Here is a 21,276-nt window from a genome sequence, read left to right on the forward strand (position 1 = left end):
GGCTCCCCCTCCCCGACTCGAACGGGGGACCTGCGGATTAACAGTCCGTCGCTCTAACCAACTGAGCTAAGGGGGAAGCGTCTTGCCTTTCAACGGGGCGAAATATTAATGACCGCATAGCAAAGTGTCAACATATAAAAGATCATAAATTCAAAAAAGAGGTCTATTCGTTGTTTTTATGTGCAATCTGCGCGTTTTATAACACTATTTAAGTAAAGCGTAGTGATATTGTTTTACAAAAACAGCGTAATATTTGAATCAAGTAAGGATCTTTATCCAATAAAAGTTGCCATAAAATTTAAAAAAGTAGCTTTTAGTAATAAAAAACTGGTCTATTTCCTTTATTTTTAAAAAGACTTTATAAACGTATTTAAAATAAATACCTCACTTTTACTTTGTATCGTTAAAGTTTGTTGAACTAAATCTAAATGAAAGACGTAATAGATAGTTTCTATGTTGATTAAAATAAAATGTTTGTAGAGTTATGTGGTTTTGTATAAAAACAGAGCAATCAAAGGGTTGGCTATTTATTCAACATAAATATGGTTTTGCATTAAATAAACAAATAATCTCGTTTTAATGAGTTACTGTAACTAACAGATCTTAATGGGTAATAGGGAATAGATAAGAATAGATGGGAAAACACGGGATAAATAAGGGTTTAAAGGGGGTTTAACAAAAACTAAGTGCGAAAGGTGAAGAGCGAATAAAATGGGTAAAATAAAAAGCAACTTTAAAATTCGCGGGAGTAAATGGGTAACTAAAAAATAAGCTCGGCCTTAATAATCCTACCTAAAAGCCCTAGAGTCTTCAAAATATAGTGCGATTCAGTACTACCATCCTCAACATTAAATTCAGCATCTTTACGCTTTGCGTTATCAAATACTAGCCTTAGCTGTGTATCAGTTAACGCTAGCTTCGCTGCAAAGTAACAACCGGTCATTGGGTTTAGAAAGCCATACATAGCACCAGGTGCCACGTTCTTGTTGCAGGTGTCAATGTATACGGTTGCATCCATAGGCACAGCAGTATGTGAAAGCTCACCAAGCTTCACTTGCAGTAATTCACTGCTAGTTTTGTACTTAAGTGAATTATCAGAAACTTTGTTATCGGTTGAATTTACTGCGTTTAAAGAACTAATAGCTTTTTTAGCAGCTTCTTCATTAGCTTTTGAATCATCTAGGCGTTTCTTAATAATCTCAGTAAAAGGCACACCCACCACCTCTGCAAAATCAACCAAGTAATCAATTGGGGGATCTCTATGGCCCTCATAATTTGACTGAGTATGTCTATGCACTCCAATGCGCTTAGCAACAGTGCCTATGTCCAGGGATTTTTGTTCCCTTAACGATTTTAAATAGTCGTTGAATGCAGCCATTTATCAGCAAGTCTGTGTTCGGATGATTGATGTATATATATTTAAGCACACATGCGAGTGCATACAAAATAAAAAATTTACACAGTCCGTGTTATCAAGTGCGATCTTTCGCACTTTAAAAGCGCGAACCGCGATCCCCTCTAATAAAAAATAAATAATATTAAATATCAATAGCTTAACCATTTGTGTATACGTTCGTATAAAAAACAGTTTGAATGTATATAAATGTATGTATATGCTTGTGTTCATGGATACAAACATATACAACAAAAGGTGGCTTAAATGGATAGCATAGAATGTCCAGGTTGGACAAAAGCAGATATAAAAGCTGCGCTAGAGGATGAGGGTTGGTCATGCCGCCAGTTGTCTTTTAGTCGCGGCTACACCTCAAATGCTGTGCAAACTGCATTACACAGACCCTACCCAGCTATAGAGCGAATTATTGCCGATGTAATCGGCGTAAGTGCCTGTGAAATATGGCCTGAGCGTTACGGTAAAGATGGCAAGCCAAATCGTAAGCTCGGACGTCGTAAGATGAACGGGGTGTAAATTATGGAACTCTACACAGCTAAACAACTTGCTGATTACTTACTATTTAGTAAGCGCAGCATTCAAATCAAAGCTAAAAACGAAAACTGGCCTTTTACAGAAGTACCTAGCCGTGGTGGCAAAGTGCGAAAATACGCGCTTTGTGATTTGCCTGTATATGTTCGTGTACAAGTTGAAGAGGCTATTATTAAATCAATGGATACACCAGCGTCTAAAAGCGGTGCATCTTACCTAGCTGTTAAAGAAAAAGTGAACAGCCTAAGCAAAGATTTAATTGATCACCAACGTCAATCAAATCTAAAAACCTTAGCTGGATTAGAAAAAATCGATCCAAAAGTAAGCGCCAAAGTGCAAATATTAAATGCAGCAGACGCATATATAAGTGCAAACAAACTAGGCAAAATTGTTGGCTTAAAACTTTTTAGCGAGCGCTATAACCAAGGTTTAATTGAAGACGTATTAGAGTGTAAATCTGTTATACCGTCAGTGTCGCGTAATTCATTAATACGCTGGCAAAAAACCGTAACTGAAAAAGGCATAGCAGGGCTAGCTTTAAAGCCTAAGCGCACCGGTAAATCAATCATCGACTCAGACAAAGAGCTAAGCGATTTTTGCATAGCCATGATCTACGAATACCCACACGTAAAAGCCACCCAAATAAAAGAGGGCTTAATTGCTCGTTTTTATCAAGTAGGTAAATCGTTACCAGCAGAAACCACAATCCGCGATTGGCTAACACGTTGGAAGCGCGAAAACAGCGCACTTTATACCAAAATGGCAAACCCAGATGCTTGGAAAAACAAGTATATGAGCGCCATGGGTAAAATGGACGAAAACGTAAAACGTCTTAACCAATTATGGGAATTCGATTCAACCCCATCAGACGTAATGCTAACCGATGGCCGCCACTCACTAATCGGAATTATCGATGTATTTAGCCGCCGTGCAAAAGTCGTTATTCACCCAACCAGTGACAGCACCGGTATCTGTTTAGTTATACGTAAAGCAATACTCGATTGGGGCATACCCGAAATAGCCCGCACCGATAACGGTAAAGACTACACCTCAATACAAATCAAAAGTGTGTTTGACGCGCTCGACATAAAGCACGAAACAACACGCCCGTTTTCAGGTGAAGAAAAGCCCTACATAGAGCGCTTTTTCAAAACGTTCTCGCACGACATAGCCGAGCTATTAACCGGTTACATAGGTCACAACGTTTCAGAACGCCAAGCTATAGAAGCGCGCAAAACCTTTGCACAGCGCCTATTAGCAAAGCAGGGTGGTGATAAATCAGCTATCGAAATCAACATGACCGCGCAGCAGCTGCAAGAGTTCGTAGATAACTGGATAGACAACCGTTACCACCACAAACCACATAGCAACTTAGGCAACAAAACACCATTCGATTTATTCGCAGCAAGTCGCGACCAAATCAAAGTGATCAAAGACGAGCGTTTGCTTGATGTAATGCTACAGCCAATACCGTCAAATCGTGGTTTACGCATGGTAGGTAAAGAGGGCATTAAATTAAGTGGCGGGTTCTATATTGCCCCAGAACTGGGCGCAATCGTAGGAGATGAAGTGCTATGCAAATGGGACCCTAAAAACGTAGGCCGTATTTACGTATTTAATCGCATGAATAACGAGTTTATTTGTATCGCAGTAGACCACGAAATTCAATCAGCAGGCATGACACGCCAAGACGTAGCACACCACGCAAAACGCAGTCAATCAGCCGAAACATCACGCAAGCTTAAAGAGCTTAAAAAGACCGCTAAAAGCGTCAACGTATCAGACATAGCAAACGAAGTGCTAGGGCATTACACAACCCAAAACAAAGCGCTTGCAACACTGCCTAAACAGTCGGTTGAACATACCAATGTCATAACACAGTCAGCTACCAAAGCGCTCGACAGCAAGCCAGCAGTCGGCTTTAGCGACGAGCAATTAAGCGAGTTTGAAAAACGCCGTAAGCAGTTAGAAATTGAAACCGCCATAGCAAACGTCAACCCAACGCCGCTATTCGACAACCCACAAAGCAAAGCCATGTTTCATAAAAAGCAGCGCCTAACAAATCAGTTAAGCGAAGTAGATGCAAGCTGGTTAAACACATGGGAGCAAAACAATCGCGCATCATCAAAACGCCTAGACGACCTACTAAGCGACATGAACGCAGCACCGGCTGCACCAACTCAATTACATAAACAGTAAAAGGAAAAACCATGAAAACTAAAATAGCAATCGTAAGCAATGTAGTAGCTACACAAATGATGGTAGAAGCTCTAAATCAACGCGCGCATGGCGTACCAGGCATTGGCCTAATCTACGGCGATCTAGGTCTTGGTAAAACCACAGCAACAGCATGGTTGGTTAATCGATGCGACGGCATCTACATACGTGCCACATCAGGTATGACATTAGCGCAGCTTTTACGTCAAATAGTTAAAGAGCTAAGCGGCCCAGACATTTACACCCGTGAAGCCATGCTTAACTACATCATAGAGCACATGGCAATACACAACCGCCCACTGTTTATAGACGAAGCCGACTACCTACTAAACGACAAAAACACACTCGAAATTGTGCGCGATATTCACGACTTAACTAACTGCCCAGTAGTACTTATTGGCATGGAGTCAGTGCGCCGCAAATTACAGCGTCACCGTCAATTTTATAACCGTATATCAGAATGGTTAGAGTTCCAGCCAACCCAACGCGAAGACCTGCACATTATCGTCAACGCAGTCATAGAGCCAACGCTCACAATACAAGACGACCTACTAAGCCAGCTGCTCAGCGACACCGACGGCGAAGTGCGTCGCATCATTACAGGGTTATCAAAAATAGAAGCCTTTGCACTGGCAAACGGCCTAACAAGCATCGACCTACAGCAGTGGGGTTCTAAAGAATTTTTCCTTAAAAAAGCGTAAGGAGAGATTCAGTGAGCCGCCCACAATTACAAGACGCATGGCAAGCAATGAGAATCCTAAAAACATTCTCATTGCAACAAGTGCGCGATGCCATAGAGCACACAACACTCGACAGCTTAAAAGCCTTTGCAAAACGTTTAATAGCAGCCAAGGCCATAGCCGAAAATGTTGATTACGAACACATCACCTACACCGTTTTAAACGCCCAATACAAGCCGTTTAAACAACCAAAAAACAGTGATACAAAACAAAAAAACTCAGGGAGACAGCGCATGTGGCAATCAATGCGAATCCTAAATGAATTTGATGCAGGGCAAGTAGCAAGCACCGCCGACATATCGGTAGCCTCTGCGCGTTCATATATCTCAATTTTAAAAAAAGCAGGGTACATATTTGTTGTCAAATCAGCCCCGCGCACAGGCTCAGTCATTGAGCGAGCAGGAGAAACAACCATATACCGCATGCTTAAAAACACCGGTCCAAAACGCCCTGTTCCAAAAGCAACAGGCATATTCGACCCAAACACAAACGAGCTAGTTGAGTTTAACGCCGTGCAACGTAAAACCGTAAAAATAGCCCCCGTCACACTGGGAGAAGCGCATGACTTCAACAGCTAACTGGCTACACGTTTTAAAAGACGAAGTAGCAAAGCAAGGCATGCGCAGCGTTGCCGAAAAGCTAGGCGTAAGTAAAGCCACAGTAAGCCAAGTAATGAATCGCAAATACAAAGCCTCTACACACGTAATACAGCAGCGTGTAGAGGGCGTATTTATGGCATCAACGGTAATTTGCCCAATCCTAGACGAAATACCGCTAAACCAATGCCTAGAGCACCAAAACAGAAAGTTCGCAGCCACCAATCATGTACGCGTCGCGCTATATAAAGCATGTCGCAATGGTTGCCCAAACTCAAAAATATGCGGGAGCAAATAACCATGCAACTGCGCAACGTACTCAAAGAGCTACAAAAACAAGGGCTGCAAATTATCAGCTCACACAAAGGCTTTAGCCGCCATGTAATCGAAGTGGCAGGCAAAGCCCCAGCACATTTACCCGTGCTAACCGAAACCAAAAACGGGCAAACCCGCCAAGTTCGCCCAGCAAAATTATACGGCCAAATCATCATTTTTATAGAGAGATAACCACCATGTCACAAGAGTTTTTAAAAAATCACAAAGGCCACCAGGTGCCACTTAAAGCGATTCGCCCAGCCGACATTATTCGCCATGAGTTTGTGCAATCGGCCATAGCCAAAGCCAAAGAGCAAAGCAAAGCATTAGCCGCCTTTAAAAAAGAGCAAATGAGCGAGTTTGACGCATTCATAGGCTTATTAGCACAAGAGTACGCAGTAGAACTGGGCGGCACAAAAGGCAACGTCACTTTACGCAGTTTTGATCACAAGCAAAAAGTAACCCTGCAAGTGCAAGAAAGCATAGAGCTGGGGCCAGAGCTAATAATAGCAAAAGACCTAATTGACGAATGCCTAAACGAATGGAGCGAGGGCGCAAACGAAAACCTAAAACTCATTATTGAGCAAACCTTTGCCACCGACAAAAAAGGCAAAGTTTCAGTGCAAAAAGTACTCGGCCTACGCCGCCTAAATATCACCGACGAAACCGGAAAATGGCAGCGCGCAATGGACATTATAGCCGACTCAATACTGGTAATGGACTCAACGCGCTTTATACGTTTTTACGAAACCATAGGCGAGCAAGAACACGCCATATCACTCGATATAGCCAAGCTGTAAGGGGCGCAATCATGGAAGTTAAATCAACAATTCAAGTAAACGAACACAGCGACCTACAAACAGTTTTAAACCTAGTGGCACAAAGTAAAGAACCAGTGAACATCAACTTTGTGTTTCAAAACATCAGCTTTGTAGTGCAAAGCCAGCTGGTAGGCATTAACCCGCCTAAGCAAAAAAGCGTAAGCCACGCCAGCTAAACCATTAAAAAGCGCGCACGGACGCGGCTTTTTATCAAAGTGTTTTACCCAAAGCAAAAGCACTTTGATAAACAGCAAACAACAAAAGGAGGTCACATGGCCTATATCGTAAAACCAAAATTAGAGTTAAGACAGCTTGTTGCCCTAGTTAAGTTTTTAGAGTGCTCACACAAGCTATCAATAGACACCAGCGTATTTACAGACCAAGAGGCCCAGCTAATAGGTCAAGGCTACTTAGCCCTACGCGCGCAGCTAGAAGAGTTTAAAAATGACTAAAGCAAAGTTAATACAGCTCATTCACATAGCAAAAGGGCAGTTAGGGCTAGACGACGACACCTACCGCGCCGCATTACTTGGTTCAGCGGGTAAAACGTCATGCAGCCAAATGAGTCTGCCAGAGCTAAACAAAGTGTTAGAACACTTTAAAAAAGCAGGGTTTAAAGCCAAGGCTAAACGCCGTTTAAGCCCTAAATCATCAGCAAAGCAGCTAGGCGAAATAAACAAAATACGCGCAATTTGGATCAGCATGCACAAACAAAACATTGTACGTGATGGCTCAGAAACCGCCCTAGATGCCTACGTAAACCGCATGTTAAACCGCGCAAAAGAGGGTGTAAACGTAAGTTATCACACCCAGTTTTTAACTCAACAACAAGCGTTTAAAGTACTGGAGTCACTTAAGCAGTGGCAAAAGCGTGAATCGAACAAAGAGCAACCGAGAGGTAATAATGACTAATCAAAAAGAACTCCAATCAGAGCTGTTTGGCGAAAGCGTAGAGCAGCTGCAAGACTGCCTGAGCAAGTTATCTACCGAGGATGCAGCCGAAGTACGTAAACGCTGGCCTAGCAACCTACAATCGCTTGCACTACTTATTGAGTCTCAGTTAACTAAAGCCAGTGTAAACAATCCGCAAGGGGTAGGCGAGGCCATAACCCTAGCAATAGGTCATTACTTTGGTGGGCGCGACGTATACATACCCACAGACCAACGTCTAAAAGCCGCGCTGCGCGACATACAAATATGGCAAGAATATAAAGGCAACAACATCGAGCAGCTTGCCAATAAGTTTAAACTAACAGAGCGCCGCATAGCCGAAATCATCCAGCACCAACGCATTGTAGAAACCGAGCGCCGCCAAAGGAGGCTATTTTAAATGACTAATCCAGCCAAAAAAGCCCCAATGAGCGAAGCGGTTAACATAGCCGCCGAGGCCATAGAGTGTGTAGATACGCTAATAGTCGATATGTTAGAGGGTAAGCACCGAAACAATTACGTACTACTGGGCACACTGCAAATGCAAAGCACGGATATACAAATACAGCTGCACGTAATGCAAGACAAAAACAAATTTATAGACGAAGTAGGCGCACCACTCATAGCAAAAAAACCAGCAGCGCTTGAAAAAACAAAAGCGCAAGACCTAGAGTTTATGCTTATACATCAGCCCAACCAGCTGCTAAAAGGCATTACTGAGTTACAGCAAAAGTTAAGGGATTTAACAGGTTAAATTCATGTTTGCTGCTACCCGTACTTTTTCTGCAAGGATTTATACAAAAGGTAACTTGATGGTTAGAGCTTATAAAAAAGTTGATTATTTTTGCACTACTATCATTAAAAAGTTAAAAGTACACAGCATGGATAAAAGTTAATCAGCTAAAGTTTATAAAATACTGTTTAAGTTCGTTTTTAATGTAGTAACCCTTGCTGTTGTATTTTAGGAATTAGTAATGGATAACAAATTAAAAGAGCATGCATTAAATGAGCTACACAATATTCAAGTCACCTTATCTTTATTTGCAGAGCTCGCAAGTCTCCCCAATAGTAATAATGTACCAATAGGCTTAAGCGATATAGCCACAGTACTTGCTGATAATGCCCACCGGATGAAGCAAAATCTCAGTAATCTTGGTTAAGCAAAAATAAGCCGCTTTACGCGGCTTTTTGTTGTATTTAAAATCATTTATATACACTGTTGATTGAAAAAACATTTAAAAGCCCTTACTATCTTAATGCAAGGTTTACTATGTGCAGGGAGTAAATTTAAATAGCATGATGAAAGTTTTATTGCTTAAAAAACAGCAGGTATTTTATGCTTAAAGGGAGAGGTTTATGGCTGTTTATTCTATAGTCAGTAATATGGCGAATAAGGATTTTTTACAAGAGCTCATCGAGTCAAAGTATCCTGGTGATTTACACTGCACTTTCTCCGAGTTGGGCTGGTTTTTACATGAGCCTTTAGGCGGAAGTGTTAAAGAAGTGTCTGATAAACTGGTAGGTGAAGGCGATACAAAATTTATTTTTGTTATAACGACGGTAGACTCATTTTGGGGGGTTCAGCCTAACTCTGTCTGGGATTGGCTTCAACCTAGGGTGAAGTGATGGAACAAAATAATCAAAATAACTTCCCGTCACAGCCTCCTCAAAATGGGGGAGGAGCTTCGGAAAAAAAACATCTTGAGTGGGTACTTACCAATCAAAATGAAATTTCTATCAAAATAGCTAAGCTAGAATCGAATCATGACCATATTAATCAATCCCTCAGTAAAATTGAGGACTTATTGAGCTCTAGCTCCGACAAGCTATCATTAGGACAGGAACGATTATCTGAAACTCTGAGTGTTCAAGTGAATACGTTAGTGCAAGAAACGAGGAAAGACGTTAAAGAATTAAGTTCCGACTTCAAATCTGAATTGAAATCTTGCGATGAAAATTTTAAAAAAGAAATAAAAGAAAGTAATTCTGAAATCAGAAAAATAAACATTAAGATTGCTTGGGCAGGAGGTGCTTTAGCCGCAGCCATATTTCTTGGTGGTATATTGATCAATGGTAGTTTAGGAAAAATACAGAAACTAATGGAGCAGTCAGCAAAGGCTGAAGTTAGCTCTCAAGTCAAAACTAAATAAATTAAAAGGCTACTTTAAAGTGGCCTTTTTTGTTTGTAGGATAAAAATGGATTTTAATTGGAACGAACCTAAACCGATTGATGATAAAGTATTTTCCCCTGATAACCTTGGTCGAGCGAAATACGCCACTTATTTAACGTCTTTAATTAAAGCAAAAGGTGGTACAGATAAAAATAATTTATCAAATTACGTGCTAAACCTTGATGCTGAATGGGGCGCAGGTAAAACCTACTTTTTGAAGCGTTGGAGCGAAGATTTAAAAGGCAATCATCCAGTCGTCTATATTGATGCGTGGGCTATTGACTACCTTGAATCTCCGTTGATGACTGTTTTAAGTGAAATTATAGAGCAATTAAAAACGCAAACAGACAAAATTGATCCTGATGAAACTCAAAGAAAGTTAAATGGGGTTATAAAAGCGGCTGCGCCAAGGATTGGTAGTGCTTTAATGAAAAGGTACTTAGGGTTTGATTTTAATATATTTGATTCTACAGAAACGAATGAGGGACAATTAACAGGTTCAGGTAAAGAAGTTGATTTTTCTAAAGCTGGTGAAAAGGTACTCGAAGTATTCTGTAAAGAAGTCACTGATAGTAAAGAAAGTGTAAAAACACTAAAGCTAGCTATTCAAAGCTGGGTTGAATACGTTGTAGAACATCCTGTTAATAATATGAATACTATTAAAAATAGCTATCCAGCTTTTATTTTTATTGATGAGTTGGACCGCTGTAAACCTACCTATGCTGTAGAAATGCTGGAAGCAATCAAGCACGTTTTTGACATCCCAGGACTAGTTTTTATTGTTGCTACAAATACTCAACAGTTAAGTCATACTGTTAAATCAGTATATGGCTCAGGTTTTAACGCTGAAGAATATTTAAGCCGTTTTTTTGATAACAAGTATTATCTGAGAGCAAACGTAACTGAAGATTTATTACTAAATAATTTTTTATCAAAATCACTAACGCCGGAGCTAGTTCAGGAGCGAGGAGTTATACTTTTTCCCTATATAAACTTTGAGTTACCAGCCTTTTTTAAATTATGCGCCGACATTTTCAACAGTTTAAGAATAGCACCACGTCAAGCAATTAAAGTGTTAAATAGAATTGAACTCATATTATCAATAGTAAATAGAGATACTACATTGGATATACCGTTTCTTGTAGTATTAGTAGCTTTAATGGAAAAAAATCATAGTCAGTATGAGCAGTTTATTGAGTGGGTGAATTCAAATAGTTCACTCATTCCGGTCAACGAGATGAGTGGTGCGGTTCAGGCTGTAGTATCGGAATTTAATAAAGTAAAAGTTGAGGTAAGAATTGAGTCTGGTAAAGACCGATTGTTGTACCCTAGAGTTGGTAACACACAAGTTGAATATGAGAGTTCAAATAGTATAAATAATGTAAATAATGTTATGGTTAAAGAAGAATTATCTTTAAATAGTTATCTAGAGATATATTTGGGCTCAATTGCAAAATCGAAAGAGGAGTTTAGTACTAAATTTTCTTCGATTAAAAATGACCTAGAAGCACAAGTAGAGCATGCTCATGAGCGCCTTTCTCGGGGGGACCCTACAAAAGAACTTCGCAAACAGCTTACAAATCAGGTAAATACAAAAAGATTGAATCTTATGTTTTATGTATTCAGAAATACTTTGGATCTTAAGTTTTATCAAGAGTTAGTTGAAATGTCGGCAAACCTAGATTAATTCCCGAAACCTCGCACGGCCATTAATCAAGGCTAACTAACCAAAATACCGAAAAACAACAAGGTTTTTCGGTATGACATTACTCCCCAATATAACTTACTTCAAACAATCGCCAGAAATACAAGCGGCGCTTACCCCATACTCGCTTAAATTTGCTCAATGCATTTTACCTATCTTGTATTTGGAGGGGGGCTTGCGCAGTGATGGCGGGTTAAATAATGTTGCATCAGACCGTGGCGGCCTTACCAAATACGGCATAAGCCAGCGCGCTTACCCAACTGTAGATATTAAAAACCTAACGCTTGCTAAAGCAGTAAGCTTTTACCATCGTGATTATTGGCGAGCCATGCACTGCGAGCAAAGCCCCGCAGGTGTTGACTTTATGCTGCTAGATGGCGCCGTACAGCACGGCGCACCCGCCATGACCCAATTAACCCAGCGATTAGTCAACTCAAAGCTCGATGGTCGCATGGGGCCAAAAACCCTAGCCGCTATCCTACAGCGTCCAACCCTTAGCCTAACCGTATTGCTCAGCGTAAACCGTGGCCGCAAGTACGCTCGTATTTGTGCAAACGATGCCAGCCAAAAACCAAACCTAGAGGGCTGGTATAACCGCCTAGCCCATGTAACTGAATTTGCAGTAAACCAGCTAAGCGGGGTGGTCTAATGGGTAAAAATTGGGATTGGTCATATCAAAAAGGCCGCGAGAAACGCATGGAGCAAGAGGTAGATGCGCGCATGCACAACATGCCATTCGACCCCCGCAAAATACCAATGCACAGCCATTGCGGCACTATGCAAAGCCACTTTAACAAAGGCTGGCAATCGGTTAGAGCCATCGACATACAGCTGCGCGTAGACGGCCAGCAAAGCTACAAAAACGCCCGTGAAGCCCTTAAAAAACGCTTTGGAGAATCTAATGGCAATTAAAAACTGGTTTAACGTGGTCGAGCCAATCACCAATTTAATTGATGATCTCTTTACCAGCGACGAAGAACGCCAAGCCGTTACCAATGAACTTAAGCGCATTGAAAACGCAGCCCAAAGCCAAGTGCTAGTGCTAGAGGGTAAAATTGTCGAGCTACAAGGCAAAGTGTTAGAGGCGAAATCGCAAATTATTACCGCCGAGGCCAAAGGTGAAAGCTGGCTTCAACGTAACTGGCGGCCTATCACCATGCTTACTTTCTTAGTATTGGTGTGCCTTGATTCATTCGGTCTATTAGCGTTTCGCTTATCAGAGCAAGCATGGGATTTACTGCAACTTGGTATAGGTGGTTATGTTATTGGCCGCTCAGTTGAAAAAGCAGCGCCAAGCGTTAAGCAAAGCATTAAAAACGTCATTGAAAAAGTAAGGAAACCGCAGTGAGTAAATTAGACGACGCGCAAAAAATAGAACAACACCTACTCGATGCCGCGCTATCAATTCAGCGCGAAAAATCAAACACGTCCGGTGTAGCGTTTATGTACTGCCAAGAGTGTGGCATAGACATACCAAAGCAACGCCGTGACGCGGTTAAAAACTGTAGTACTTGTGTAGATTGCCAATCGCTCATTGAAATACAACAACAGCACTATAGGCGCTAGCATGGATTTTATATTGGAATGGTGGAAAGCATTTTTAACCGTAGGTATTGCCATTATTGGGGGGAGCGCACTGGCATGGTTGCGCAGCACCTTTGTAACTAAAACAACCCATGAGGTTGTATCTAAAGCGTTAGAAAGCCGTTTAAGTGCCGTAGAAAAAACAATAGAAGACCTGCCAAACGCCGACGACATACACGACCTAGATAAACGCCTATTAGAAGTAAGCGTAAAAATAGACGGCCTTAACCCACAGCTTACCGATATAAAACGCTTAACCGACTTACTAATGGAAAACGAACTCAGGGGCACGCGAAATGGCGATAGTTAACGACAAGTGCCAATGCGGTGCAAAAATCACCGTGCTTACAGGCATACATAAAACCGAGGCTTGTTATAAAAACATACACGCTCAGGTTGTTACCACCAACGATTTTAATAAAGGCATAACCGATTACACATTGTTCCGCTGCATGAGATGCGGCGAACCAGTAGAAGAAACCGTGCCAGCCCTTAAGCCCCACCCATAGGAAAAACCACCATGGCAATGTTACAAGTTCAAGCCGAGCACCAACGAATTAGCATACTTATAACGCTAAAAGAATCCGCCGATTTTGGCGCTAACACCAGCATGCTAGCCGATGTGCTACAGCGCTATGCACTGGGTTGCAGTCGCGATCAGCTTAAAACCTTACTCAATTGGTTAGAGCAAAACGGCTATATAACACTCGATAAACTCACAGAAAACACATGGGTAGCCCGTATAACGCAATCAGGCATCGACGTTGCTGAGGGCATAAGTGTAGTACCTGGCATTAAACGCCCTGGGCCACGAGGTTAACTATGAGCGAGTCAATCCGCAGAGGCCAACCCAGCAAAGTTGATTTACTGCCCGAAGACATTAAAAAGCAGCTCGACTCAATGCTACGCGACAAACGCTTTAGCCAGGGCGAAATACTCGACGCCGTAAACAGCCTTATTATTGAGTCAGGTTTAGACGAGGGCGCAACCATTAGCCGCAGTGGCCTAAGTCGCCATGCCCAAAAAACCGAAGCCATAGGCCAAAAGCTACGCGACCTGCGTGAGTCAACCAAAGCACTTACCGCAGAGCTGGGCGAAAAGCCAACGGGAGACACCACCAAGCTTATTTTAGAAATGGGCCGTTCTCAGTTGTTCCGCGCTATGCAGCAACAAATGATGAACCCCGACGAAGACGCAGCGGTAGACATCGACACCATAAAAGACGCCATGCTAGCAGCGCAGCGCCTAGAGCAAACCGCCATGGCCGCACACAAACGCCAGCAAGAAATCGAAAAAGCCTACGCGCAAAAGCTCGTCAAAGACCTAGACCAAAAGGTTAAAAACGAAAACTTACCGCAAACCGCAGACGACATGCTGGCATTTTTCAAACGCGACATATTAGGGCTTAAGCATGACTAGCACCGCGCAAAGCGTTACCCAAACAAACGAGCTACCGCTTAGCAAAGTGTCCGGTTCGTTAGCGGTTGCCATGGGCACCGACATACTTTTTGGCTATCAAAAAGCATGGATGGAAGACAAAGCAATAGTAAAAATTGCCGAAAAGTCACGCCGTACAGGGTTAACCTTTGCCGAAGCACTCGACGACGTACTAAGCGCAGCGGCAGCCGCCAACGGCCAAAATACCTACTATCTTGGCTCAGATAAAGAAATGGCTAAGGAGTTTATAGACGCCTGTGCATTTTGGGCGCAAAAGCTCAACATGGTCATGGGCGAAGTAGAAGAGGGCATTTTTGAAGAAAAAGACCCAGACGGCACAAAACGCTCAATCAACACCTTTGAAATTAAATTCCCAAATACCGGCAAAAAAATTGTCGCGCTTAGCTCTAACCCACGTAACTTGCGTGGCCGCCAAGGCAACGTAGTAATCGATGAAGCCGCATTCCATGACCGCCTAGACGAAGTACTAAAAGCTGCCATGGCCTTAACTATGTGGGGCGGGCGAGTACGTATTATTTCAACCCATAACGGGGTAGATAACCTATTTAACACCCTCATTACCCAAGCTAGGCGTGGCACTAAAAAGTATTCCGTGCATCATATCCCCATCGATAAAGCGCTTAGGCACGGCCTATATAAGCGCATTTGTTTGGTAAGTGGGCAAACGTGGACGCAAGCTAAAGAAGACGAATGGCTAGCTAACCAAGTTGATTTTTACCCCACTGCCGATGCCGCAAACGAAGAGCTATACTGCGTACCAAGCCAAGGCGCAGGCCAATACCTAAGCCGCCTGCGTGAACGTGCCCTAAGCGACGACTGCAAAGTAATACGCTACGAGGTCCCCACCGACTTTGAAAGCTGGACAGAAGAGCAGCGCGTAAAAGACGTAGCCACATGGCTTGAACAAAATATTGATGATTTACTCAGTGGGTTAAATCCTGATCTAACCCATGCGTTTGGTGAGGATTTTGCCCGCAAAGGCGATTTAACCGTATTCAGTATTGGTGAAATAAACCAAGACACCAGCCTAACCGTGTCCTTTATGGTAGAGCTGCGCAACGTAACCTACGAGCAGCAAAAGCAAATCATGCTCTATATTTGTGACCGCATACCAAAACTACGTGGCCTAGCGTTTGACGCCACAGGTAACGGCGGTTTCTTAGCCGAAGCTGCAAGCCTTAAATACGGCACTGAGCTAGTAGATAGCGTGCATTTATCACAAGCCTGGTATCGCGAATGGATGCCAAAACTAAAAGACTACTTTGAAACTAACAACATCACACTACCCAAAGACCAAGACGTACTAGACGACCTAGGACAAATTAAACTTAAAAACGGTATTGCACAGGTCGAGAAAGGCAAAAACACCGGCACTGATGGCAACAAACGCCACGGCGATAGCGCCGTATCAATCGCCATGCTAATACGGGCAGCAGAAATGGACGGCAGCGCCATAGAATACACACCACTGCCTAGCAAAGCTCAGCAAGCCGCTAACAGCCTACGGCCCGACCACAGCGACGACCTTGCAAGTGATCGTAAGGCAGCCTGGTAATGCCACGTTTTAGAATCGTTTACCAAGCACTGTTTACAGCCAAAGCAGAGCAGCTTGATATAACCGCCGCCAATTTAGCCAAGGCCCACCAACACAGTAAAACGCTAGACGTATACGTGCTAAGCGTTAAGCCCATCATAAGAGTAACCGCATGAACCAAATAGTAGACATTCACGGCAACCCGCTAAATTCAACCGACTTTAAGCAAGCCCAAACTCAGCAAGATAGCCGCATTGGCATGCTAATGCGCCAATATGCCGAGCATCCAAGCGAAGCACTTACCCCTGCTAAATTGTCGCAACTATTAAAAGATGCCGATGCCGGTAACTTATCAGCCATGGCCGACTTAGCAAAAGACATGGAAGACAAAGACGGCCACCTATTTAGCGAGCTTACCAAACGCCGCAGAGGCTGGCTTAAGTACGACTGGTCAGTAGAACCGCCGCGCAACGCAACAGAGCAAGAAGAAAAAGACGCCGCAGCAATTCAAGAAATACTAGAAGATGCCACCTGGCTAGACGACCTACTATTTGATTGCAGCGATGCAATACTAAAATCGTTTTCATGTAACGAGCTTAACTGGGCGTTTGATAACGGCGAGCATATTATTACCGGTTACGAATTTCGCGACCAAAACCTATTTCAAACCCACCCAGACGACCGTAATCAGCTTATGCTGCGCGACAACAGCTACACAGGCCAAGCACTAAACCCATTTGGTTGGTGTGCCCATGTTCACCGCAGTAAGTCAGGTTATATACACCGCACCGGTTTAACTTCAACCGTGGCATGGCCGTACTTATTTAAAAACTATTCAATACGCGACCTTGCCGAATTCTTAGAAATTTACGGCCTACCGCTACGCCTGGGTAAATATCCTAATGGTGCCAGCGAAGACGAAAAAGCCACCTTGTTACGTGCCGTGCTTAGCATCGGCCATAACGCAGGCGGTATAATCCCCAAGGGTATGGAAATCGACTTTCAAAATGCAGCCAACGGCCAAGCCGATCCATTTGAAGCCATGATCAAGTGGTGTGAAACCACCCAAAGCAAAGCCGTATTAGGGGCAACGCTCACCAGCCAAGCCGATGGCAAAACCAGCACAAATGCCCTAGGCAGCATTCATATGGACGTGCTAGACGACATAACCGAAAGCGATTTAAAGCAAGTAGCCAACACCATAACGCGCGATATTATTTACCCAATGCACGCGCTTAACTCTAAAAGCTACTCAGGCGCACGCCGTATCCCACGCTTTAGATTCGACACCAGCGAAGCCGACGACATAGCCGTACTCGCACCTGCCCTTAAAATACTCACCGAAGCCAACTACCCAGTACCGGTTAGTTGGGTAAGCGAAAAAACCCAAATACCACTCCCAGAAAAGGGCGAGGCCATTTTAAGCCTTGCCCCAATAACAGCACCAACAGAGCCAAGCGCGGCACTTAAGGGGTTTGCTGCACTTAAAAATACACCGCAAAAAGATAACGCCGACCATGTAGCCGAGCAGCTGGCCGCACAAGCACAAAGCCATTTAAACAGCATGAGCGATGCCGTAACCGAGCTGGTTAAAAACGCTAGCAGCCTAGAAGAAATACGCGATGGCATACTGGAGCTAGAGCCACAAATAAGCACAGAGGGCTTTACTGAGCTAATGGCAAAGGCCATGGCAGCCAGCGAATTACTAGGCGCACTAGAAGTGGATGAGGGGCGTTAAATGGCTGTTAGATACGGCTCACTGCCGTTTGACGATGCCATACGCTTTTTTAGGCAAAAGCTAAACACCCCAAGCGCTAGTTGGGATGATGTTTGGCAAAACGCCCATAACCGCGCGTTTATGGTGGCAGGTGTAACCAAAGCCGACATGCTTAACGACCTTTACACATCAGTCGATAAAGCCATAAGCGAGGGTAAAAGCCTGGGCTGGTTTCAAAACGAGTTTAATAACATTAAATCGCGTTACGGCTGGGATCACAACGGGGAACCTGCATGGCGCAGCCAGTTAATATACGAAACCAATATACGCCAAGCTTACAACGCAGGGCGCGAGGGGCAAATACAAACGCTTAAAGCCACACGCCCTTATGCACTATACAAACATGGCGATAGTGAAACCCCGCGCGTACTGCATTTAAAATGGAATAACCTAGTGTTACCGGTTGATCATCCATGGTGGGATACCCACAGCCCACAAAACGGCTGGGGCTGCAAATGTAAAAAGTTTAGCCTAAGCGAGCGTGAGCTTAAGCGCCGTGGCCTAACTGTAGGCACTGCACCCGACGAGGGCAACTACACCTGGACCAATAAAAAAACAGGCGAAGAGTTTGAACTACCACGCGGTATTGATCCGGGCTTTGACTACACCCCCAAAAATACAGCGCAGTTAACAAGCCAGGCTAAAAAGCAAGTGGCCGACAAACCACCGCTTAAACAGCGCGTAGCAGACTACCAAGCAAGCCGCATTGTGCCATCGGCTTACAGCACAGCTAAAAACGTTACAGCGCTAAAGCTCGATCCATTACTAGCCCAGCTCGATAGCGAAGTACTTAACGGCTTAAACAGCTTTTTAACCGCCAAGCAAACTAAAACCCTGTTTGTAAAAAGTAACGAAATGAGCGCAGGTTCTAAAGCAAACGCAGCCATACGCAGTGACGTTGGGCAGTACTTAGGTGTAGACGACTTTTACGCCCGTATGCAATACGCCACCCGTAGCCCTAAACGAGTTGGCGGGTTTACCTCAGTGGGGTTTGAGCACGTAGTGGTAAAAGTAAAAGCCAGCCAAAACCTAGCCAAAGTAGACATGCAAGCCGTGCAAGACAACGCAGCGCTTACCGTAAGGCTCGCCGCTAACAACGCAGGTAAATACAGCTTTAAGCACAACGGGCAAACCTTAAAACGCGATCACACAATATCAGATACACTTAACGCACTGGATAAAAACGAAGCACATGCAGTGGTAGCCACATGGCTACACGAACTAGGGCACCAAGTGCATTATTACGCAGGCGCACCGGCCTTTTTAAAAAACGCCTTACCCGTAACCTATTACGGAGCCGCCAACAAATACGAAGAATTTGCCGAGGCATTTACCGCCTGGGCACTGGCTCGCAAAGAGCTTAAAAAATGGCAACCAGAGCTTGTAAGCTGGATAGACCAACTAGTAAAAGATGCCGCCAAATCACAGGAAAAAAGACGATGACATTACTACAGCAAGCGCAGCAGCTGCTAAAGCAAACCCCATACAGCATACAAACGTGCCGCGAGTTTGCGCACCTTGAAAAACGTGCCAAAGGCCAAGAGGCCGACCAAATAGCCGACCTACTCCCCGCACTAATCGCAGGGCTAGACCAGCAAACACACGCCCAAGCCTTTAACGAGGGGCTAGTGTAATGGCAGGCGCTAAAATACAAATAAGCACCCAGGGCGCACAAGCTGTAAGCGACGTGCTCACCCAGCTTATTAAAAATGCCAATAACCTAGCGCCCGCATTGGGCAATGTGGGCGAGCACTTAATGCTCACCCATCGCGATCACTTTGACGAGCAGCGCAGCCCCGACGGCACCCCATGGCAAGCACTTAGCCCCGACTACGCCAAGCGTAAAAAAAAGAACAAAGACAAAATACTCAGGCTAAACGACATACTGCGCGACACACTCGCTTATAACATCGGGGATGAATCACTAGAGTTTGGTACAAACATGGAGTACGGCGCTATTCATCAATTTGGTGGCACCAGCGATATGATCCCGCGTTTAGCCGCCATACCAGCAAGGCCGTTTTTAGGGTTATCAAGCGACGACGAAAAAGAGGTGTTCGAGATATTGAGTGACTTTTTAGTTTAATCTATAAGAAGTTATGTAGAATAGATCTAAATTTACAATAAAAATAATCAGGAATGGAATCATGTTAGTAGAAGATGCTTTTGAAATAATAGGGTCAATTAATAAAAACTTTTTGAAAATAAAAGAAACGCTTAATAAAACAAAAAACTCCGCTAAAGCAAGAAGAGGTTCGAAGCTACTAGCCGAGGTTGAAGATTGTTTGAAGTATATCAATATTGAGATTTCTGAGTTAATGAGCGATATAGATGAGTCATTTTTAACTCAGTGTGAAGTGGGTACTTATAGCATTGAAAACTCTTTCTTCCAGCCCGAATTAGGCTTATCTAGAATTTATGACTATTTGCATAATTTAGATATAAGTTTTGAAAACGTTTTTGAATATTTTAAGAATTCTCCTGAAACTTCTGACCGAGAAAAAAATCTTGTTGAGTTAATCCATAAAGATATAACCATACTTGTAGGTGCTTTCAACTCAACACATGACGAAATACCAAAGTCTCATGATCTAGGAAAAATGAATTATTCTAAAACACAAAATAAATTAATAGCAGAATCCATGAGCCTTATTAGTAAAAAATTGGATTCTCAACTAAGTGAATATAAAAAAGTTGTAGATAAATCGTTTATAAAATTTGAAAACGATATGAATAATGTTGATGCCGCAGCTGAGCGTGAATTTAAAGAGTTAAACACTAAGATTCAAACCATTAAAAAATCATATGAAGCCACTCTAGCTGACCTTGAAGAAAAGAAAGAACAAATGGATGAAGTATTAGGGCAGACCGCAAACAGGGTAATGGCACAAGATTATGATTCCAGTGCGGTATCCGAGAAAAAAGCAGCTAATTTGTTAAGGTTTGGTTCCCTGGCTTGCATGGCAATTATTGTATATATCGTTTGCTATTCATTTTATGATTCAACTCATTCTGGTTTTAATTGGGAAAGCTCAATCTTCAGAACAGTGCTAGTGTTTATTTTATCAATACCAGCAGCATACCTCTCAAGAGAGTCGACTAAACACCGCGAACAGCAATATAACTACCATCATACGGCATTAGATTTAAAAGCAATCACACCTTATATTGCATCGCTCCCAGAAGCAGACCAAAATAGAATTAAAATTTCAATTGCTGAGCGTATTTTTGCTTCAAGGCAAACCAATGTAGTTCAACAAGACAGTTTTCCTTTAAATACACAAGAATTGATGATGGAACTTATAAAAAAGGTCGACTTTAAAAAAGAAGACAAAAAAGACACACAAGTTGAAAACGCGGGGAAGTAGTAAAATTTGTATATTTGTATATTTGTATATTTGTATATTTGCATATTCATATAACTAAATCGAATATGCACTTAAAAATAATATGTGTATAGTGACGAAGTGGTCAATAGGATAGCTA

32 protein-coding genes and 1 tRNA gene are annotated in these 21,276 nt (G+C 42.9%); 31 read left to right on the forward strand and 2 right to left on the reverse strand.

The window, feature by feature from the left end; all coding sequences use genetic code 11:
• Window positions 1–2: 2 nt before the first annotated feature.
• Window positions 3–76, reverse strand: a tRNA-Asn gene (locus tag MTF66_RS33230).
• A 684-nt stretch (window positions 77–760) separates the two neighbouring features.
• Window positions 761–1,297: an XRE family transcriptional regulator gene (locus MTF66_RS33235; protein WP_248529894.1), complete on the reverse strand. Its 537-nt coding sequence runs from the start codon at window positions 1,295–1,297 to the stop codon at window positions 761–763.
• A 363-nt stretch (window positions 1,298–1,660) separates the two neighbouring features.
• Here MTF66_RS33235 and MTF66_RS33240 point away from each other — a divergent pair, with 363 nt between their 5' ends.
• The 31 genes from MTF66_RS33240 (at window position 1,661) to MTF66_RS33390 (ending at window position 21,158) form a co-directional block, all read left to right on the forward strand.
• Entirely contained in the window at window positions 1,661–1,927 is a 267-nt protein-coding gene (locus MTF66_RS33240; protein WP_109874407.1) for a helix-turn-helix domain-containing protein, read from the forward strand.
• A gap of 3 nt (window positions 1,928–1,930) precedes the next feature.
• Complete coding sequence (locus MTF66_RS33245) at window positions 1,931–4,141, forward strand: Mu transposase C-terminal domain-containing protein (RefSeq protein ID WP_248529896.1); 2,211 nt, start codon at window positions 1,931–1,933, stop codon at window positions 4,139–4,141.
• A gap of 11 nt (window positions 4,142–4,152) precedes the next feature.
• Window positions 4,153–4,860, forward strand: a complete 708-nt coding sequence (locus MTF66_RS33250) for an AAA family ATPase (RefSeq protein ID WP_248529897.1) — start codon at window positions 4,153–4,155, stop codon at window positions 4,858–4,860.
• Between the two features lie 11 nt (window positions 4,861–4,871).
• Window positions 4,872–5,477 carry a hypothetical protein gene (locus MTF66_RS33255; protein WP_248529898.1) on the forward strand — a complete coding sequence of 202 codons (606 nt, stop codon included), beginning with the start codon at window positions 4,872–4,874 and terminating at the stop codon, window positions 5,475–5,477.
• A complete protein-coding gene (locus tag MTF66_RS33260; protein WP_248529899.1) occupies window positions 5,461–5,793 on the forward strand; it encodes a LacI family DNA-binding transcriptional regulator in 333 nt (110 codons plus the stop codon). The genes MTF66_RS33255 and MTF66_RS33260 overlap by 17 nt, the downstream gene beginning before the upstream one ends.
• 2 nt (window positions 5,794–5,795) lie before the next feature.
• On the forward strand, window positions 5,796–6,002 hold the full coding sequence (locus MTF66_RS33265; protein ID WP_248529901.1) for a hypothetical protein: 207 nt from the start codon (window positions 5,796–5,798) through the stop codon (window positions 6,000–6,002).
• Window positions 6,003–6,007: 5 nt separating this feature from the next.
• Window positions 6,008–6,610, forward strand: coding sequence for a DUF3164 family protein (locus MTF66_RS33270; RefSeq protein WP_138764270.1), 603 nt, complete (start codon window positions 6,008–6,010; stop codon window positions 6,608–6,610).
• Between the two features lie 11 nt (window positions 6,611–6,621).
• Entirely contained in the window at window positions 6,622–6,807 is a 186-nt protein-coding gene (locus MTF66_RS33275; RefSeq protein WP_248529903.1) for a hypothetical protein, read from the forward strand.
• 96 nt (window positions 6,808–6,903) lie between these two features.
• Complete coding sequence (locus MTF66_RS33280; protein ID WP_248529904.1) at window positions 6,904–7,083, forward strand: hypothetical protein; 180 nt, start codon at window positions 6,904–6,906, stop codon at window positions 7,081–7,083.
• A complete protein-coding gene (locus MTF66_RS33285) occupies window positions 7,076–7,543 on the forward strand; it encodes a gp16 family protein (RefSeq protein WP_248529906.1) in 468 nt (155 codons plus the stop codon). Before MTF66_RS33280 ends, MTF66_RS33285 begins: the two co-directional genes overlap by 8 nt.
• On the forward strand, window positions 7,536–7,961 hold the full coding sequence (locus MTF66_RS33290; protein ID WP_248529908.1) for a Mor transcription activator family protein: 426 nt from the start codon (window positions 7,536–7,538) through the stop codon (window positions 7,959–7,961). Before MTF66_RS33285 ends, MTF66_RS33290 begins: the two co-directional genes overlap by 8 nt.
• Window positions 7,962–8,315 carry a hypothetical protein gene (locus MTF66_RS33295; RefSeq protein WP_248529909.1) on the forward strand — a complete coding sequence of 118 codons (354 nt, stop codon included), beginning with the start codon at window positions 7,962–7,964 and terminating at the stop codon, window positions 8,313–8,315.
• Between the two features lie 220 nt (window positions 8,316–8,535).
• Complete coding sequence (locus MTF66_RS33300; protein WP_248529911.1) at window positions 8,536–8,721, forward strand: hypothetical protein; 186 nt, start codon at window positions 8,536–8,538, stop codon at window positions 8,719–8,721.
• Window positions 8,722–8,917: 196 nt separating this feature from the next.
• On the forward strand, window positions 8,918–9,187 hold the full coding sequence (locus MTF66_RS33305) for a hypothetical protein (protein ID WP_198523398.1): 270 nt from the start codon (window positions 8,918–8,920) through the stop codon (window positions 9,185–9,187).
• Window positions 9,187–9,711, forward strand: a complete 525-nt coding sequence (locus tag MTF66_RS33310) for a hypothetical protein (protein ID WP_248529912.1) — start codon at window positions 9,187–9,189, stop codon at window positions 9,709–9,711. The genes MTF66_RS33305 and MTF66_RS33310 overlap by 1 nt, the downstream gene beginning before the upstream one ends.
• Before the next feature lie 46 nt (window positions 9,712–9,757).
• The gene (locus tag MTF66_RS33315; protein ID WP_248529913.1) at window positions 9,758–11,419 is read left to right on the forward strand and encodes a P-loop NTPase fold protein; all 1,662 of its coding nucleotides are present in this window, start codon (window positions 9,758–9,760) and stop codon (window positions 11,417–11,419) included.
• A 73-nt stretch (window positions 11,420–11,492) separates the two neighbouring features.
• Complete coding sequence (locus MTF66_RS33320) at window positions 11,493–12,086, forward strand: glycoside hydrolase family 108 protein (protein WP_248529915.1); 594 nt, start codon at window positions 11,493–11,495, stop codon at window positions 12,084–12,086.
• Entirely contained in the window at window positions 12,086–12,349 is a 264-nt protein-coding gene (locus tag MTF66_RS33325) for a hypothetical protein (protein ID WP_248529916.1), read from the forward strand. Before MTF66_RS33320 ends, MTF66_RS33325 begins: the two co-directional genes overlap by 1 nt.
• Complete coding sequence (locus MTF66_RS33330) at window positions 12,339–12,785, forward strand: 3TM-type holin (RefSeq protein WP_248529918.1); 447 nt, start codon at window positions 12,339–12,341, stop codon at window positions 12,783–12,785. The genes MTF66_RS33325 and MTF66_RS33330 overlap by 11 nt, the downstream gene beginning before the upstream one ends.
• Window positions 12,782–13,003 carry a TraR/DksA C4-type zinc finger protein gene (locus tag MTF66_RS33335; protein ID WP_248529919.1) on the forward strand — a complete coding sequence of 74 codons (222 nt, stop codon included), beginning with the start codon at window positions 12,782–12,784 and terminating at the stop codon, window positions 13,001–13,003. The genes MTF66_RS33330 and MTF66_RS33335 overlap by 4 nt, the downstream gene beginning before the upstream one ends.
• 1 nt (window position 13,004) lies before the next feature.
• Window positions 13,005–13,331, forward strand: coding sequence for a DUF2730 family protein (locus MTF66_RS33340; RefSeq protein ID WP_248529921.1), 327 nt, complete (start codon window positions 13,005–13,007; stop codon window positions 13,329–13,331).
• Window positions 13,318–13,530 carry a hypothetical protein gene (locus MTF66_RS33345; RefSeq protein ID WP_248529923.1) on the forward strand — a complete coding sequence of 71 codons (213 nt, stop codon included), beginning with the start codon at window positions 13,318–13,320 and terminating at the stop codon, window positions 13,528–13,530. Before MTF66_RS33340 ends, MTF66_RS33345 begins: the two co-directional genes overlap by 14 nt.
• A gap of 11 nt (window positions 13,531–13,541) precedes the next feature.
• Window positions 13,542–13,841 carry a hypothetical protein gene (locus MTF66_RS33350; protein WP_024606090.1) on the forward strand — a complete coding sequence of 100 codons (300 nt, stop codon included), beginning with the start codon at window positions 13,542–13,544 and terminating at the stop codon, window positions 13,839–13,841.
• A 2-nt stretch (window positions 13,842–13,843) separates the two neighbouring features.
• A complete protein-coding gene (locus MTF66_RS33355) occupies window positions 13,844–14,440 on the forward strand; it encodes a DUF3486 family protein (RefSeq protein WP_248529925.1) in 597 nt (198 codons plus the stop codon).
• Window positions 14,433–16,034, forward strand: a complete 1,602-nt coding sequence (locus MTF66_RS33360; protein WP_248529926.1) for a terminase large subunit domain-containing protein — start codon at window positions 14,433–14,435, stop codon at window positions 16,032–16,034. The genes MTF66_RS33355 and MTF66_RS33360 overlap by 8 nt, the downstream gene beginning before the upstream one ends.
• Window positions 16,034–16,189, forward strand: coding sequence for a hypothetical protein (locus tag MTF66_RS33365; protein WP_248529927.1), 156 nt, complete (start codon window positions 16,034–16,036; stop codon window positions 16,187–16,189). Before MTF66_RS33360 ends, MTF66_RS33365 begins: the two co-directional genes overlap by 1 nt.
• Window positions 16,186–17,751 carry a DUF935 domain-containing protein gene (locus tag MTF66_RS33370; protein ID WP_248529928.1) on the forward strand — a complete coding sequence of 522 codons (1,566 nt, stop codon included), beginning with the start codon at window positions 16,186–16,188 and terminating at the stop codon, window positions 17,749–17,751. The genes MTF66_RS33365 and MTF66_RS33370 overlap by 4 nt, the downstream gene beginning before the upstream one ends.
• Window positions 17,752–19,233 carry a phage minor head protein gene (locus MTF66_RS33375; RefSeq protein WP_248529930.1) on the forward strand — a complete coding sequence of 494 codons (1,482 nt, stop codon included), beginning with the start codon at window positions 17,752–17,754 and terminating at the stop codon, window positions 19,231–19,233.
• Window positions 19,230–19,424 carry a hypothetical protein gene (locus tag MTF66_RS33380; RefSeq protein WP_248529931.1) on the forward strand — a complete coding sequence of 65 codons (195 nt, stop codon included), beginning with the start codon at window positions 19,230–19,232 and terminating at the stop codon, window positions 19,422–19,424. The genes MTF66_RS33375 and MTF66_RS33380 overlap by 4 nt, the downstream gene beginning before the upstream one ends.
• Complete coding sequence (locus MTF66_RS33385; protein ID WP_248529933.1) at window positions 19,424–19,876, forward strand: phage virion morphogenesis protein; 453 nt, start codon at window positions 19,424–19,426, stop codon at window positions 19,874–19,876. Before MTF66_RS33380 ends, MTF66_RS33385 begins: the two co-directional genes overlap by 1 nt.
• Window positions 19,877–19,937: 61 nt before the next feature.
• Window positions 19,938–21,158: a hypothetical protein gene (locus MTF66_RS33390; RefSeq protein WP_248529936.1), complete on the forward strand. Its 1,221-nt coding sequence runs from the start codon at window positions 19,938–19,940 to the stop codon at window positions 21,156–21,158.
• The last annotated feature ends 118 nt before the right edge of the window (window positions 21,159–21,276 follow it).

Source organism: Pseudoalteromonas sp. 2CM39R (genome assembly GCF_023161845.1).

What these genes read in the sequence shown, in the direction of transcription:
- MTF66_RS33240 (WP_109874407.1), top strand. Translation starts at nt 1,661, where the DNA reads ATGGATAGCATAGAATGTCCAGGTTGGACAAAAGCAGATATAAAAGCT.
- MTF66_RS33245 (WP_248529896.1), top strand. Translation starts at nt 1,931, where the DNA reads ATGGAACTCTACACAGCTAAACAACTTGCTGATTACTTACTATTTAGT.
- MTF66_RS33250 (WP_248529897.1), top strand. Translation starts at nt 4,153, where the DNA reads ATGAAAACTAAAATAGCAATCGTAAGCAATGTAGTAGCTACACAAATG.
- MTF66_RS33260 (WP_248529899.1), top strand. Translation starts at nt 5,461, where the DNA reads ATGACTTCAACAGCTAACTGGCTACACGTTTTAAAAGACGAAGTAGCA.
- MTF66_RS33265 (WP_248529901.1), top strand. Translation starts at nt 5,796, where the DNA reads ATGCAACTGCGCAACGTACTCAAAGAGCTACAAAAACAAGGGCTGCAA.
- MTF66_RS33270 (WP_138764270.1), top strand. Translation starts at nt 6,008, where the DNA reads ATGTCACAAGAGTTTTTAAAAAATCACAAAGGCCACCAGGTGCCACTT.
- MTF66_RS33275 (WP_248529903.1), top strand. Translation starts at nt 6,622, where the DNA reads ATGGAAGTTAAATCAACAATTCAAGTAAACGAACACAGCGACCTACAA.
- MTF66_RS33280 (WP_248529904.1), top strand. Translation starts at nt 6,904, where the DNA reads ATGGCCTATATCGTAAAACCAAAATTAGAGTTAAGACAGCTTGTTGCC.
- MTF66_RS33285 (WP_248529906.1), top strand. Translation starts at nt 7,076, where the DNA reads ATGACTAAAGCAAAGTTAATACAGCTCATTCACATAGCAAAAGGGCAG.
- MTF66_RS33290 (WP_248529908.1), top strand. Translation starts at nt 7,536, where the DNA reads ATGACTAATCAAAAAGAACTCCAATCAGAGCTGTTTGGCGAAAGCGTA.
- MTF66_RS33295 (WP_248529909.1), top strand. Translation starts at nt 7,962, where the DNA reads ATGACTAATCCAGCCAAAAAAGCCCCAATGAGCGAAGCGGTTAACATA.
- MTF66_RS33300 (WP_248529911.1), top strand. Translation starts at nt 8,536, where the DNA reads ATGGATAACAAATTAAAAGAGCATGCATTAAATGAGCTACACAATATT.
- MTF66_RS33305 (WP_198523398.1), top strand. Translation starts at nt 8,918, where the DNA reads ATGGCTGTTTATTCTATAGTCAGTAATATGGCGAATAAGGATTTTTTA.
- MTF66_RS33310 (WP_248529912.1), top strand. Translation starts at nt 9,187, where the DNA reads ATGGAACAAAATAATCAAAATAACTTCCCGTCACAGCCTCCTCAAAAT.
- MTF66_RS33315 (WP_248529913.1), top strand. Translation starts at nt 9,758, where the DNA reads ATGGATTTTAATTGGAACGAACCTAAACCGATTGATGATAAAGTATTT.
- MTF66_RS33320 (WP_248529915.1), top strand. Translation starts at nt 11,493, where the DNA reads ATGACATTACTCCCCAATATAACTTACTTCAAACAATCGCCAGAAATA.
- MTF66_RS33325 (WP_248529916.1), top strand. Translation starts at nt 12,086, where the DNA reads ATGGGTAAAAATTGGGATTGGTCATATCAAAAAGGCCGCGAGAAACGC.
- MTF66_RS33330 (WP_248529918.1), top strand. Translation starts at nt 12,339, where the DNA reads ATGGCAATTAAAAACTGGTTTAACGTGGTCGAGCCAATCACCAATTTA.
- MTF66_RS33340 (WP_248529921.1), top strand. Translation starts at nt 13,005, where the DNA reads ATGGATTTTATATTGGAATGGTGGAAAGCATTTTTAACCGTAGGTATT.
- MTF66_RS33345 (WP_248529923.1), top strand. Translation starts at nt 13,318, where the DNA reads ATGGCGATAGTTAACGACAAGTGCCAATGCGGTGCAAAAATCACCGTG.
- MTF66_RS33350 (WP_024606090.1), top strand. Translation starts at nt 13,542, where the DNA reads ATGGCAATGTTACAAGTTCAAGCCGAGCACCAACGAATTAGCATACTT.
- MTF66_RS33355 (WP_248529925.1), top strand. Translation starts at nt 13,844, where the DNA reads ATGAGCGAGTCAATCCGCAGAGGCCAACCCAGCAAAGTTGATTTACTG.
- MTF66_RS33360 (WP_248529926.1), top strand. Translation starts at nt 14,433, where the DNA reads ATGACTAGCACCGCGCAAAGCGTTACCCAAACAAACGAGCTACCGCTT.
- MTF66_RS33365 (WP_248529927.1), top strand. Translation starts at nt 16,034, where the DNA reads ATGCCACGTTTTAGAATCGTTTACCAAGCACTGTTTACAGCCAAAGCA.
- MTF66_RS33370 (WP_248529928.1), top strand. Translation starts at nt 16,186, where the DNA reads ATGAACCAAATAGTAGACATTCACGGCAACCCGCTAAATTCAACCGAC.
- MTF66_RS33375 (WP_248529930.1), top strand. Translation starts at nt 17,752, where the DNA reads ATGGCTGTTAGATACGGCTCACTGCCGTTTGACGATGCCATACGCTTT.
- MTF66_RS33380 (WP_248529931.1), top strand. Translation starts at nt 19,230, where the DNA reads ATGACATTACTACAGCAAGCGCAGCAGCTGCTAAAGCAAACCCCATAC.
- MTF66_RS33385 (WP_248529933.1), top strand. Translation starts at nt 19,424, where the DNA reads ATGGCAGGCGCTAAAATACAAATAAGCACCCAGGGCGCACAAGCTGTA.
- MTF66_RS33390 (WP_248529936.1), top strand. Translation starts at nt 19,938, where the DNA reads ATGTTAGTAGAAGATGCTTTTGAAATAATAGGGTCAATTAATAAAAAC.